General features: G+C 38.6%; 12 protein-coding genes and 1 riboswitch. Of the genes, 7 read left to right on the top strand and 5 right to left on the bottom strand.

All coding sequences use genetic code 11. From position 1 onward, the window contains the following. Positions 1 to 10 precede the first annotated feature (10 nt). The 6 genes from HDF25_RS03205 (at position 11) to HDF25_RS03225 (ending at position 5,770) form a co-directional block, all read left to right on the top strand. A complete protein-coding gene (locus tag HDF25_RS03205) occupies positions 11 to 817 on the top strand; it encodes an AraC family transcriptional regulator (RefSeq protein ID WP_184622712.1) in 807 nt (268 codons plus the stop codon). A gap of 46 nt (positions 818 to 863) precedes the next feature. Next, positions 864 to 1,181, top strand: coding sequence for an antibiotic biosynthesis monooxygenase family protein (locus HDF25_RS03210; protein WP_184622714.1), 318 nt, complete (start codon positions 864 to 866; stop codon positions 1,179 to 1,181). 277 nt (positions 1,182 to 1,458) lie between these two features. Next, on the top strand, positions 1,459 to 2,481 hold the full coding sequence (locus tag HDF25_RS03215) for an alpha/beta hydrolase family protein (RefSeq protein WP_184622716.1): 1,023 nt from the start codon (positions 1,459 to 1,461) through the stop codon (positions 2,479 to 2,481). 28 nt (positions 2,482 to 2,509) lie between these two features. Further along, positions 2,510 to 3,163: a hypothetical protein gene (locus HDF25_RS03220; RefSeq protein ID WP_184622718.1), complete on the top strand. Its 654-nt coding sequence runs from the start codon at positions 2,510 to 2,512 to the stop codon at positions 3,161 to 3,163. A gap of 45 nt (positions 3,164 to 3,208) precedes the next feature. Then, the gene (locus HDF25_RS25970; RefSeq protein ID WP_411267904.1) at positions 3,209 to 3,529 is read left to right on the top strand and encodes a DUF6660 family protein; all 321 of its coding nucleotides are present in this window, start codon (positions 3,209 to 3,211) and stop codon (positions 3,527 to 3,529) included. A gap of 60 nt (positions 3,530 to 3,589) precedes the next feature. Further along, positions 3,590 to 5,770 (top strand): TonB-dependent receptor domain-containing protein, encoded by a 2,181-nt coding sequence (locus HDF25_RS03225; RefSeq protein ID WP_184622720.1) that lies wholly within the window; start codon positions 3,590 to 3,592, stop codon positions 5,768 to 5,770. Between the two features lie 63 nt (positions 5,771 to 5,833). Here HDF25_RS03225 and metE read toward each other — a convergent pair whose 3' ends face one another. Further along, positions 5,834 to 8,134 (bottom strand): 5-methyltetrahydropteroyltriglutamate--homocysteine S-methyltransferase, encoded by a 2,301-nt coding sequence (gene metE / locus HDF25_RS03230; RefSeq protein WP_184622722.1) that lies wholly within the window; start codon positions 8,132 to 8,134, stop codon positions 5,834 to 5,836. Positions 8,135 to 8,369: 235 nt separating this feature from the next. Here metE and HDF25_RS03235 point away from each other — a divergent pair, with 235 nt between their 5' ends. Continuing rightward, positions 8,370 to 8,831 (top strand): Lrp/AsnC family transcriptional regulator, encoded by a 462-nt coding sequence (locus HDF25_RS03235; protein WP_184622724.1) that lies wholly within the window; start codon positions 8,370 to 8,372, stop codon positions 8,829 to 8,831. 40 nt (positions 8,832 to 8,871) lie between these two features. On the opposite strand, the gene HDF25_RS03240 is transcribed toward HDF25_RS03235, so the two are convergent. Genes HDF25_RS03240 through prpB form a run of 4 tightly spaced genes read right to left on the bottom strand, consistent with a single transcriptional unit; the run spans position 8,872 to position 12,797 of the window. Continuing rightward, the gene (locus tag HDF25_RS03240; RefSeq protein WP_184622727.1) at positions 8,872 to 9,252 is read right to left on the bottom strand and encodes an acyl-CoA thioesterase; all 381 of its coding nucleotides are present in this window, start codon (positions 9,250 to 9,252) and stop codon (positions 8,872 to 8,874) included. 8 nt (positions 9,253 to 9,260) lie between these two features. Then, entirely contained in the window at positions 9,261 to 10,712 is a 1,452-nt protein-coding gene (locus tag HDF25_RS03245; RefSeq protein WP_184622729.1) for a bifunctional 2-methylcitrate dehydratase/aconitate hydratase, read from the bottom strand. Between the two features lie 38 nt (positions 10,713 to 10,750). Continuing rightward, on the bottom strand, positions 10,751 to 11,905 hold the full coding sequence (gene prpC / locus HDF25_RS03250) for a 2-methylcitrate synthase (RefSeq protein WP_184622731.1): 1,155 nt from the start codon (positions 11,903 to 11,905) through the stop codon (positions 10,751 to 10,753). Continuing rightward, positions 11,898 to 12,797 carry a methylisocitrate lyase gene (prpB, locus tag HDF25_RS03255; protein ID WP_184622733.1) on the bottom strand — a complete coding sequence of 300 codons (900 nt, stop codon included), beginning with the start codon at positions 12,795 to 12,797 and terminating at the stop codon, positions 11,898 to 11,900. The genes prpC and prpB overlap by 8 nt, the downstream gene beginning before the upstream one ends. A gap of 191 nt (positions 12,798 to 12,988) precedes the next feature. Further along, positions 12,989 to 13,181: riboswitch (cobalamin riboswitch) on the bottom strand. Between the last annotated feature and the right edge of the window lie 5 nt (positions 13,182 to 13,186).

The following is a 13,186-nucleotide window of genomic DNA, read 5'->3' on the forward strand; positions in this document are numbered from 1 at the left end:
CTTTTAAGTAATGACTGCAAAAAGAAAGATTTCTATTCGATACTCCTGTTACTTTAACTTTAGCAGAGCGGGAGAACAATTTTCACCTACGCATACTATTGGTTATGTAGTATCAGGAGCTTTCGAATTGAATGACGGTAAAACCACTCAGCTTTATAAGAAAGGCGATGTCTATTTTTGTAAAAGAAATAGCCTGCTGAAATATGCAAAGGAGCCGCCTGAGAATGGAGAATTCAGATCTATATCGATTTCTTTTGATGAGGAATTTCTACGTAGAATTGGTGTTGAATATAATTTTTCAATAGATAATGATTTTGAATTGCCCGCATTTCAAAGCCTGCCACCGAATTCTATTCTCAGTCACTTTATGGAATCTTTAGCCCCTTATGAGCAGGTATTTAATGAAGCTGATAACGATGACTTACTAATGGTTAAACAAAAGGAAGCCATCCTGTTACTGCTACAAATCAAACCAGAGCTTAAAAATGTTCTTTTTAGTTTTGCTGATCCCGGAAAAATAGACCTGGAAGACTTTATGAATCAGAATTTCCATTTTAATGTCCAATTAATCCGATTTGCTTATCTCACCGGAAGGAGTTTGTCCACTTTTAAAAGAGATTTTGAGAAGAAATTTAACACAACTCCAAGTCGCTGGCTTCTCAAGAGGAGACTACAGGAGGCATATTATCTTCTTAAAGAAAAAGGGCGTGCAGTAACAGATATTTATCTTGATTTAGGATTTGAAGATTTATCTCATTTTTCATTCGCTTTTAAGAAGCAATTTGGTTTGAGCCCCTCTGAACTTAAAAAAGCTTAGGCTATACGGCGCCAGAAAAAAAATCATTAAGTGTAAAACTATTCATATGACTACCATTTCAAAAGAAAACCATTTTTTAACACTGATTAATATATTCGCAGTGGGAACTTCGGACCAGCAAAAACTGGTGGATCTACTGATACTGGCAACAGAAAGTGTTCGTAAAGCTCCGGGATTTATCTCTTCTAGCTTACACCGTAGCCTGGATGGTACAAAAGTGACTATGTACGCACAGTGGAAAAGCATGGAGGATTACCAAAAAATGAGAAACAATCCTGTCGCTTCTCCTTATCTTCAGCAGGCGATGGAGTTTGCGTCTTTTGAGCCTGGAATGTATGAAGTTGTTGAAACTTTCTTTCCATAAATTTCTCTCCCTCAAGAGCACAAATTCAATAGCAATGTTTAACTTATGTTGTTTAATTTCAGATCGCGTACATGGATGAAAGTAGTGGCTTTTATCCAGAGTTTGGAGTTATCCGAAGTTTTGTATATTAGTTATAGCGATTTTTAGAAATTACTTGATGGTATTCCGGGAATATTGCACGAGACATTAAGCAGGCTCAAATCAAAGAAATGATTTGTTGACTTTTGTCAATTTTTATTCGATGTATTATCCAGTGATTTGTTAAAATAACTTTATCATGCTGAAGAAAATAGTCTTTATATTAATCTTTTTACCACATCTGACCTTTGCCCAAACTACGGCGATAGGCCAGGAAACTTTCCGTTATAAGGATACAGTAAGAAACAGACCTGTAATTACAGAAGTGTGGTATCCTACAGATGCAGACGTAAGTAAAGCTTCTACGCCGCCTGAATATCCATTTATGCGTATGCCTACTATTCGTAATGCTCCTGTTCCCCCAAGGAAATTTCCGCTGATCATGCTTTCACATGGAACCGGCGGAGGACGTTTAACTATGGAGTGGCTGGTTGATATACTTGTTCAAAAGGGTTTCATCGTTGCTGCTGTTGATCATTGGGGAAATACTTTTGATCATAAAGAAGCGATAGATTTTGTTACACCCTGGGAGAGGGCGCTCGATATTAGTTTTGCTTTAACTCAGCTGTTAGACAGTAAGGAATTTGGAGGGGCAATTGACAAGGAGCGTATTGGAGCAACGGGTTTTTCTATTGGTGGGTATACGGTTTTAGCCCTCGCGGGTGGTAAACTAAACTTAGATGCCTTAAATCATTTTGTGGAGACGCCAGCAGGTGCAAAAGAAATTGCAATACCTGAATTTCCTAATCTTAAAGAGATGGTTAACAAAGATGAGGTGAGGGCCTCATTTCATAAAAGTCCTGATCTTAAAGATAAACGCATAAAGGCATTTTTTGCTATTTGCCCGGCAATAGGACAGGGATTTGTGAGCGAAAAGCAGTTTGAGCATGTTCATGATCCGATTTATATTGTTGGTGCTCAAAGTGATAGCATTGCCCCTGTAAAAACAAATGCAATGCATTATCATAAACTGATAAAGGGCTCGAAATTATTAATTATACCTGGTATGACAGGTCATTATGTGTTTTTAAACGAGGCAATAGATCAGGTAAAAGAAAAGGAGGGGAAGTTTTTTGCCGATGATCAAACTGTAAATAGGTACGCTGTCCATGAGCAGGTAGGCAACGAAGCCGCAAAGTTTTTTCTGACTACTTTAAGATAAATTCAATTTTATCTAAACATCGTATTGCATGCAGACGACTAACAAAGGATACCTGGATCAAATCAGAATTGCTAAACGCAATTACTATCTCTTTTTAGCCGTCACTTTACTGATTCCGATACTCATGTTCGCTTTTCTGGCTACTCGTATAATAAGCCTGGATAGGTCGTTGATTAAAATCGAAGCCACTATAGCTAATTTTAATATAGGAAATGGAGGGAAAGGCAGACCTCAATATTGTTTTAAGGTGGTCGGGTATCCTGCGAGCTTTAGCCGGGTATATCAGGGAATATTTAAATCTTCGCCAAAAGATCGTATTGAGGCAATTTATGGTCATATGCCCATATTTACGGATACAACCAGAGTACCGGTAAGTTTTTATATTGCTGCTGAAGATCGGGCCAGACTGAATTTGGCTAAAGAAGATGTTACCTGGTATTATCTGTCACCTAAGACGCCAATAGATTCAGGGAAAAAAGGATTTTACTGGGATTTATATCTACATGTTTCACAGAGCGATTTGTTTTTTAATCTGCTAACGTTTGCCTGTTTATTAAATGTTTTAACGTGCATTATGGCATTTTACTGGTCTACACAGGTTCCTCTTGTAAATGCAAAATCATCCTGTTTTATTATAGCAGTTGTATTACTCGGATTGGTCTGCTTATTTATGACACTATGATATTCAATGGAGTAACTTTGAGATTAATTTACATATTTTTGCGCAGTGAAAATTATAGCCCTGCTCTTATCCATGATTGTGCTGGTTTTAACCATAAAGCCATGTTGTCCTTTGGAGGAAGAACGTGGTTCTATAATGGAGCAAGTATTCTCAAAGCATAATGGTGAAGCTCACCATAAGGATTGCTGTCAGGATTGTTCACCTTTTTACACCTGTGGTACTTGTGTTGGTTTTACCATCGAACACCCGGTTGTAATTAGGTTCGGTTTATATATTAAACCAGTATTACATCATAGCGTATATGATGACAATGGTCTAACGTTAATCCCTAATACTATCTGGCAACCTCCTAAGATAAATTCATAGTTTCCTTTCTACAGTCAAAACTGACTGATTTATCTTATTTAAATCATTATTCATATTACAATGAAGAAACTAATTGTACTCTTTGCAGTACTGTGTTTTGCTATATCAGCATATGCTCAAAATTCATATAAAGCGATCATTAAAGACGCGAAAACGAATCATTTATTAACGGGAACTACAGTAAAAATAGCAGGTACTTCAATTGCTTCAACTTCTGGTGATGATGGGATCGTTACTTTAAGTAACATCCCGTCTGGAAAACAGATTATACAATTTAGCTATGTGGGTTTTAAAAATAGGGCAGATACTTTGAGTTTCCCTTTAGGACAGACTAGCCCAATGTTAATCTTGCTTGAAACAGAAGAACAGGAGAAAGAACTGGGTGAGGTAGTGGTCTCCGCAACCAGGAGTACCAGAACAATAACTAATATTCCTACCCGGGTAGAGGTTATTGCAGGAGAGGAGCTCGATGAAAAAGGCAATATGAAACCAGGTGATATACGCATGATGCTCGCCGAAAGTACTGGTATTCAAACTCAGCAAACTTCTGCTACCAGTGGTAATTCAAGTATCCGGATACAAGGATTAGACGGGAAATACACACAAATTATACGTGATGGATTTCCACTGTATTCGGGCTTCTCAGGTGGTTTGGGATTACTACAGATAGCTCCCTTAGACCTTCAGCAGGTAGAAGTTATTAAAGGGTCTTCGTCTACCTTGTATGGTGGGGGTGCAATAGCAGGTCTGGTAAATCTGGTATCTAAAAAACCAACTGCCGAACGTCAGCTTAATTTTCTTTTAAATGGGACTTCTGCATTAGGTCTTGATGCAAGTGGTTTTTATGCCGAAAAATTCAAAAAAGCAGGCTTGACTTTATACGCAGCGTATAATCATGGGACTGCATATGACCCATCAAATATTGGTTTGACTGCCATCCCAAAATTTAATCGCTTCACCTTGAACCCGAAGCTGTTTGTTTATTTTGATGAGGGCACAACGCTCTCTGCAGGATTAAATACCACTATTGAAAGGCGGATAGGTGGGGACCTGCAGTATATAAGGGGGAACGGTAGTGCAGAACATTCCTATTTTGAAAAGAACAAAACAGGACGTTATAGTACGCAGGTTGAGTTAGCACATTGGTTAGATGATAAAGAAAAATTGATTTTTCGTAATTCGGTGAGTTATTATAACAGGAGTATCGGTCTTCCGGATTATCTTTTTTCTGGGGTTCAGCTCTCAACTTACTCTGAAGTCAATTATTCGCGCAAAGATGAAAGATCGGACTGGGTAATTGGAGCTAATTTACTTACTGATCATTTTAAGGAAGACAGGAACAGCAATTTTGCTTTGAGAAGCTACAGCTATAATACAATAGGGGCTTTTGTGCAAAATACATGGAATGCTTTAGAACAGCTAACCATTGAATCTGGTGTCAGGGGTGATTATCACAATGATTATGGTTTCTTCTTTTTACCAAGAATCTCTGCACTTTTTAAGATTAATGAGCATTTCTCTACTCGTTTAGGTGGTGGGTTAGGTTATAAAGCACCAAGTGTATTTACCGAAGATGCCGAACGGATACAATTCCGTAATGTACTGCCGATAGATGTATCCAATACTAAAGCAGAGCGTTCTTACGGAGCAAATTACGATGTCAACTATCGAACACAGTTTTTTGATGACCAGGTTGGTTTCAGCATAAATCAGATGTTCTTTTATACGCGTATTAATAATCCAATTCTGCTGGTTCCGACAACAGGGAATAACCTGGCTTATATACAGCCAAATGGTGATCTTGATACTAAAGGAGCTGAAACCAATGTGAAAATTACTTATGCTGATTTTAAGCTGTTTATTGGCTATACCTTTGCGGATGTCAATCAACATACGGGCGAAAGCACTGTAGTTTACCCGTTAGTTTCCAGACACCGGTTAAATAATGTATTGATGTATGAGATTGAGGATAAATGGAAAATTGGTGCAGAAGCGTATTATTTTAGTAAGCAGAGATTAAATGATGGCACAACTGGGAAAAGTTACTGGACTGCTGGTTTAATGGCCGAAAAACTATGGAAACACTTTTCTGTTTTTGTCAATTTTGAAAACCTGACAGACACCCGTCAAACTAAATTTGACACCATTTATACGGGATCAATTACGAACCCTGTTTTCAGGGATATCTACGCACCGGTTGATGGATTTGTTGTTAACGGAGGAATTAAATTAAAACTATAATCAAAAAATCCTTAATGGTTGTAAAGCCATTAAGGATTAAGTTAACCTTCTTTTTATATTAAGTTAGTTTGCACTAAGTTCTTTAGCTGCTGCAACCATTGCAATTAAAGCACTTTTAGTTTCCTCCCAATGGCGGGTTTTTAATCCGCAATCCGGGTTAACCCAAAGTTGATCGGCTGGGATTACTGCCTTGGCTTTCTGTAAAAGCCTGACCATTTCTTCTTTGGAAGGTACTCTTGGAGAATGGATGTCGTAAACACCTGGCCCGATTTCATTTGGATACTTGAAGTCTGCAAATGCATCTAGTAGTTCCATTTGTGAACGGGAGCATTCAATCGTGATCACATCTGCATCCATATCGGCAATATTCTGAATGATATCATTAAACTCCGAATAGCACATGTGTGTATGGATTTGTGTTTCGTCTTTTACGCCACTTGCTGAGATTTTAAACGCATCTACTGCCCATTGTAAGTAATTTGGCCAATCTGCTTTACGTAATGGAAGACCTTCACGAATAGCGGGTTCGTCAATCTGAATGACTTTAATTCCTGCTTTTTCCAGATCCACTACTTCATCACGAATGGCTAATGCGATTTGATTGCAGGTAACAGAACGGGGCTGGTCATTGCGGACAAAAGACCATTGTAAAATAGTCACGGGCCCGGTTAACATTCCTTTTACCAGACTTTTGGTTAATGATTGAGCATATTCTGTCCAGTACACGGTCATTGCCTCAGGGCGATTGACATCTCCGTAAATAATAGGAGGTTTGACGCAACGACTTCCATAACTTTGAACCCAACCGTTTTTGGTAAAGGTGAAACCGTTCAACTGTTCGCCAAAGTATTCGACCATATCATTACGTTCAAATTCGCCATGAACTAATACGTCAATACCGATTTCTTCCTGCCAGCGGATAGTTTCTTCCGTTTCTTTTTTTAGCAGGTTATCGTATTCGGCAGGGCTAATTTCACCTTTTTTGAATTTCGATCTCCAGCTCCTTACTTCGTCAGTCTGTGGAAATGAACCTATGGTAGTTGTGGGGAATAAGGGTAGTTGTAAAACTTCTTGTTGTGCCTTTTTACGGATAGAGAAGGGGTTTTCTCTTTGCGAATCTCGTGCAACGATAGAATTAACTCTTTGTTTGATCTGCTCGTTGTGAATAAGTCTGGAAGTTCTGCGGCTTGAAATAGCTTTTTTATTTTCTTCTAATTTCGCCAACACATTTGAGTCTGGGGTTTCAGATGCCAAAGTCTTCAAAAGAACTACTTCGTCAATTTTTTGTTTGGCAAAAGCCAGCCATTGCTTGATTTCAGGAGTTAAAGTCTTATCGTTGGTCTCTAAATCCAGGTCGCATGGTGAATGTAATAATGAACAGGAAGGTGCAATAAGCACCCGGTCGTTTCCTAGTTTGTCTGTAGCTTTTTTTATGATTGCCAATGACTGTTCGAAATCGTTTTTCCAGATGTTTCTTCCGTCTACTATACCCAATGACAGAACCAACTGATCGGGAATAGCGTTTAGAACATCATCTAACTGCTCTGGACAACGTACCAGATCAATATGTAATGCATGGACAGGTAATGAGGTTGCTAAAGCTAAATTATCCTTTAGACCTTCGAAATAGGTCGTTACTAAGACTTTTAGTTGCGGAAATTGTTTTTTGATCTCAGCATAAACATACTTGTAAGCTTCTTTGGCTTTTTCATTAATATCCAAAGCTAAAAATGGCTCATCAAACTGTATCCATTGGGCTCCATGAGCTTTTAATTCGGTTAAAATCTGGATGTAAACTGGCAGTAATTTTTTAACTAAATCTAATTTATCAAAACCATCTTCTTTTTCTTTTCCTAATAATAAGTAAGAGACTGGTCCTACGATGACAGGCTTGCTATTGATCCCTAATCGTTTTGCACTTACAAACTCATTGATGATTTTGTTTGAGAACAATTTGAATTCCTGATCTCTGTAAAATTCAGGGACAATGTAATGGTAGTTTGTGTCCAGCCATTTGGTCATTTCCATTGCAGTAATGTCAAGGCCATCTTTCTGATAACCTCTTGCCATAGCAAAATATAAATCCATTTCATTGTTGGATTGTATAGCTACCTGATTATAGCGTTTCGGGATAGCACCTACGGTTAGGGACACATCCAGAATCTGATCATAATAAGAAAAGTCGTTGGAAGGGATCAGCTCTATTCCTGCTTCTAATTGTAGTTTCCAGTTTTGCTCGGAGATACTTTTGCCTTTATTTAAAAGGTCTGACTGTGAAATTTTGCCTGCCCAGTATTGTTCGCAGGCTTTTTTTAATTCTCTGTTGCTACCGATTCTCGGATAGCCAAGGTTGTGCGTTTGCATCTTTTTTCAACTTTTTAAATGGTTAATAATCATTGTAAAATGCTCTCGTTTATTTTTCAATACAGAAAGCTTTGCCTATTACAAGTCAGTTTTAAATTCTATGCAAATGTATATATGTAGATTTTATATCTTATTTTATAGTATTAAATAAGCATAAATAACTTTTTTAGTGTATCAAGTAAGCATATTATGCTTTTAAGTTTCTATTTTTACACTCATTAAGGGAAAATATTCTATGGAAGAATTAGATGAAACAGATTTACTGCTATTAAAGATATTAGGCAACAATTCAAATTATACAATTAAGGAGCTTGCAGGTAAGGTAAGTTTATCTCCATCTCCCGTTTTTGAACGGGTGAAAAGGTTGGAAAGCAACGGATATATTAAAAAGTATATCGCTATACTGGATGCTGAAAAGTTTAACCAGGGATTCATCGTTTTTTGCAATATTAAGCTCAAGCAGCACGATAGAAAAATAGGGCATCAGTTTGTAGAGGATATCTTAAAGATCGATGAAGTGGTAGAGTGTTATAATATTTCGGGTGATTTTGATTTTATATTAAAGGTCTACGCTAAGGATATGAAACATTACCAGGATTTTGTTTTTAATAAGTTGGGGTCGGTTAAAAGTATAGGAAGTACACATAGTACTTTTGCCATGGCAGAGATCAAAAATTCTTATAATATTAGTTTTTAATATTACACCCGGTATTATAGCCGGGTGTAATAACTGAATATCAGATCTGAATCGGTTTGTTATCTTCGTCAATAGCTACCAGTGTAAAAGCACCACTGACCACTTTCTCCCTAAAATCTTCTCTCATTTTTTCTAAATAGACATCTACGTTTATTTCTATGCTTGTTCGGCCAATACGTTTGACACGTCCAACCAGTTCAACCAAAGTGCCAGCAGCAATGGGCTTGGTAAAGTCGATTTTACCGCTGCTCACCAACACAAAGTTTTTTCTGCTAAACCGTGTTGCTGTCATAAATGCGGTTTCGGTCATCATCATTAGTATTCTTCCACCAAACATTGTATTGTGGTGATTAGTGGTATCAGGAAATACTACTTTAAAAACATGCGTTTCAGATTGCTCTATTTTTTCTTCTATTGTCATTTGATCAATTAAATCACGAGTAAATCCATAAATTCATCTACAGGTGTATTCACAAGTTTCCTGTAATCTAAAGTAGCGTTTAAAATAGCTTGCTGCTGTCTTTCAGGAAATTTTCTAGCCAGATTAATCCTGAACTTTTTCAAGAGTTCAGGAATTCCTTCTTCTCTTCTGCGCTGATGTCCGATAGGGTATTCTACCACTATTTCATCTAAAACACTTCCGTCCTTGAATTCTACCGTTAATGCGTTGGCTATTGAACGTTTTGCCGGATCATGATAATCAGTGGTAAATTGCACATCTTCTACACACTCCATTTGAGCGCGCAATACATCGATCCTAGGATCTGAAGCAATATTATCTTCATAATCGGCAGCTGTCAGTCTTCCGTAAATCAAAGGAACAGCAATCATATATTGAATACAATGATCTCTGTCAGCAGGATTATTTAAGGCTCCTTTTTTGTCAATGATGCGAATGGCTGCTTCATGTGTACGAATAGTAATCTTCCTGATATCGTCTGTTGTTTTACCTGATGCTTTTAATTTTTTATGTAGTGTCATTGCTGCTTCCACAGCGGTTTGTGAATGGAATTCGGCAGGGAAGGAGATCTTGAATAGTACATTTTCCATAACATAAGAACTGTAATCACGCTGGAACTTAAATTCATTTCCTTTGAAAGAAACATCATAAAATCCCCAGGTTTTAGCAGTCAGTACAGATGGATATCCCATCTCTCCGGTTTTGGCAATTAAAGCCAAACGAACGGCACGGGAAGTGGCGTCCCCGGCTGCCCATGATTTACGGCTCCCGGTATTTGGGGAATGACGGTATGTTCTTAAGGATTGTCCGTCTACAAAAGCTAATGAAACAGCATTGATCAGCTCATCACGGGTCAGACCGATTAACTTACCAACTACAGCTGTAGAAGCTATTTTTACTAAAATAACATGGTCTAAGCCTACTTTATTAAAGGAATTTTCTAATGCCAGTACGCCTTGAATTTCATGCGCTTTGATCATACCCTCCAGAACATCTTTCATCATTAATGCCGGTTTTCCATTTGCAACGGATGTTCTGGAAAGCCAATCTGCGGTAGCAAGAATACCACCCAGATTATCTGAAGGGTGTCCCCATTCTGCAGCGAGCCAGGTATCATTAAAATCCAGCCAGCGGATAATTGTACCGATATTGAATGCTGCCTGAATCGGATCTAACTGGAATTGTGTTCCGGGAACTTTTGCGCCATTGGGAACAATGGTTCCATGCACAACAGGGCCTAATAATTTGGTACATGCAGGATAAGTTAATGCTTCCAATCCGCATCCTAATGTATCCAGTAAACAATAGTGCGCGGTTTGCCATGCCAGATCGTTTTTCACTTCATAGTTTAAGACATAATCGACGATGTCTGTTAAAACTTTATCTGGTTGTGGTCTTTCATTAGAGATATGTGATGACATTTTTTGATAATTGATTTTTTTGATGACTAATTAGTTGTTTAACGGTTTTCAAGTGTAACGAAGGCTCTGTTTTCCGGGCCAGTGTAGTTTGCGCTTGGACGGATGATTTTTCCATCTTGTCTCTGTTCTATAATGTGCGCACTCCATCCTGTAACTCTGGAAATAGCGAAAAGAGGTGTAAACATCAGGGTAGGTACACCCATCAGATGATAGGAAACTGCCGAGAACCAGTCGAGGTTCGGGAACATCTTCTTCTCGTCCCACATCAGGGTTTCCAAACGCTCCGCAACGTTATACAACAACATATCTCCGGCTTCCTCAGAGAGTTCTTTTGCGATCTTTTTAATCACTACATTTCTTGGGTCAGAAATGGTATAAACAGGATGTCCAAAGCCAATGATTACTTCTTTATTGACTAATCGTTTGCGAATATCCTCTTCAGCTTCATCAGGTGAATTGTATCTGCTCTGAATATCATATGCCACTTCATTTGCTCCGCCATGTTTAGGTCCACGCAGTGCACCTATAGCTCCGGTTATCGCTGAATAAATATCTGAACCGGTTCCGGCAATGACTCTGCTGGTAAAAGTAGAAGCGTTGAACTCGTGCTCTGCGTATAGGTTGAGCGATATCTGCATTGCTTTCACCCATGATTCGGGAGGTTTCCTTCCATGTAACAGGTGCAAAAAGTGTCCACCAATGGAATCGTCATCTGTCTCAACTTCTATAGTTTTTCCGTTATGTGCATAATGATACCAGTATAATAATGCAGAGCTGAAACAGGCGAGTAATTTATCGGCAATATCTCTTGAACCTGAAACATTGTGATCATCTTTTTCCGGCTGTATACTACCAATTGCAGAAACAGTAGAACGCATGACGTCCATCGGATGGGCAGCCGCAGGAATTTGTTGTAAAATATTTTTAACTGAATTGGGTAATCCTCTCAGTGACTTTAATTTGGTCTTATAATTTGTTAATTGAGATTTGGTCGGTAGGGAACCGTAGATAAGCAGATAGGCAACTTCTTCAAATTCGGCTTTTTCTGCCAGATCAAGGATATTATAACCTCTGTAATGTAAATCATTACCACTCTTTCCTACACTGCATAAAGCTGTATTCCCTGCTGCAACACCTGAAAGTGCCACACTTTTTTTAGGCTTGAAGGCAGAGGTTTCCTGGATATCAGTCATTTTTGTTCTTTTTAAAAAGGTTATCTAATTTTTGCTCGTAGTCATGATAAGCTATGCTCTTGTAGAGTTCTTCTCTGGTCTGCATGGTGTTCAGTACATTTTTTTGTGTACCGTCTTTGCGAATATGCTGATAGACATTCTCGGCTGCTTTATTGGCCGCACGAAATGCAGAAAGGGGATATAGGATCAACTCTACACCAGCATCACGAAGTTCATCGACTGTGTACATGGGTATCATTCCAAATTCGGTAATATTAGCCAATACAGGGATTCCTGTAGCATCGACAAACTTTTGGTAATAGGAGAGGTCAGATATTGCCTCTGCAAAGATAAAGTCGGCTCCGGCTTCTTTGTAGGCAACAGCTCTTTCCAGTGTTTTTTCCAGACCCTCAACGGCAAAAGCATCTGTTCTGGCACCAATCACAAAATGTTCATCCGTTCTGGCATCCGCGGCCGCTTTCAAACGGTCTGACATCTCTTCTTTACTTACAACTTCTTTACCAGGACGATGACCACAGCGTTTTGCACCAACCTGATCTTCGATGTGCAGTGCCGCAGCTCCTGCTTTAATCAATGATTTGACGGTTCGGGAGACATTAAATGCAGAAGGACCAAAACCGGTATCTACGTCGACTAACAGAGGTAAATCACATACATTGGTGATGCGCTGAATATCAATCAGGACATCTTCTAAAGTAGTTATTCCCAGATCTGGAATTCCCAATGACCCGGCGGCAACACCTCCTCCTGAAAGATAAATAGCATTGAATCCTGCCTGCTGTGCCAATAAAGCATGATTGGCATTGATAGCCCCTACAATTTGAAGAGGACTTTCTTTTTTTAAAGCCTGCCGGAATTTTAGCCCGGAGGATTTAAGGTTGTTTGTTTGCATTGTCAGTTTTTTTGAAAAATAAGTTTCGGTTAAAAATGTTCTTAGATTTTTAACACAATACCACTGAAGGAAGATTTTAAGAAAATAGAGAGGAATAGAAATACACAGAAACATCAGAACCTGAATATCAGGGGCATATTTTTCCATATAAAAATAAACACCTATGAGACTAAAAGCTTCGATCGCGAAAGCATTGTCCATTCGGAAGAGGCAGGTCTCCTGACTTGTAACAGTTCTCATCATCCTTCCCATTCTATCGATAGAACAGTGGATGTTTATGGATGAAAACCTTTTTTGTTACTTACAGTTGCGCGACAGTTCGTGATTTACACACGATTCCCTATTAATCTACATTGAAGTAAAACCATTTCCGATTGATGTAATATGCA

The organism is Pedobacter cryoconitis, from assembly GCF_014207135.1.
In the GTDB taxonomy this organism is placed as follows: domain Bacteria; phylum Bacteroidota; class Bacteroidia; order Sphingobacteriales; family Sphingobacteriaceae; genus Pedobacter; species Pedobacter cryoconitis_D.

Excerpts from the sequence above, each read along its gene's own strand:
- HDF25_RS03210 (WP_184622714.1), top strand. The coding sequence starts at position 864 with ATGACTACCATTTCAAAAGAAAACCATTTTTTAACACTGATTAATATA.
- HDF25_RS03220 (WP_184622718.1), top strand. The coding sequence starts at position 2,510 with ATGCAGACGACTAACAAAGGATACCTGGATCAAATCAGAATTGCTAAA.
- HDF25_RS03215 (WP_184622716.1), top strand. The coding sequence starts at position 1,459 with ATGCTGAAGAAAATAGTCTTTATATTAATCTTTTTACCACATCTGACC.
- HDF25_RS03225 (WP_184622720.1), top strand. The coding sequence starts at position 3,590 with ATGAAGAAACTAATTGTACTCTTTGCAGTACTGTGTTTTGCTATATCA.
- metE (WP_184622722.1), bottom strand. The coding sequence starts at position 8,134 with ATGCAAACGCACAACCTTGGCTATCCGAGAATCGGTAGCAACAGAGAA.
- HDF25_RS03240 (WP_184622727.1), bottom strand. The coding sequence starts at position 9,252 with ATGACAATAGAAGAAAAAATAGAGCAATCTGAAACGCATGTTTTTAAA.
- HDF25_RS03235 (WP_184622724.1), top strand. The coding sequence starts at position 8,370 with ATGGAAGAATTAGATGAAACAGATTTACTGCTATTAAAGATATTAGGC.
- prpC (WP_184622731.1), bottom strand. The coding sequence starts at position 11,905 with ATGACTGATATCCAGGAAACCTCTGCCTTCAAGCCTAAAAAAAGTGTG.
- HDF25_RS03205 (WP_184622712.1), top strand. The coding sequence starts at position 11 with ATGACTGCAAAAAGAAAGATTTCTATTCGATACTCCTGTTACTTTAAC.
- prpB (WP_184622733.1), bottom strand. The coding sequence starts at position 12,797 with ATGCAAACAAACAACCTTAAATCCTCCGGGCTAAAATTCCGGCAGGCT.
- HDF25_RS03245 (WP_184622729.1), bottom strand. The coding sequence starts at position 10,712 with ATGTCATCACATATCTCTAATGAAAGACCACAACCAGATAAAGTTTTA.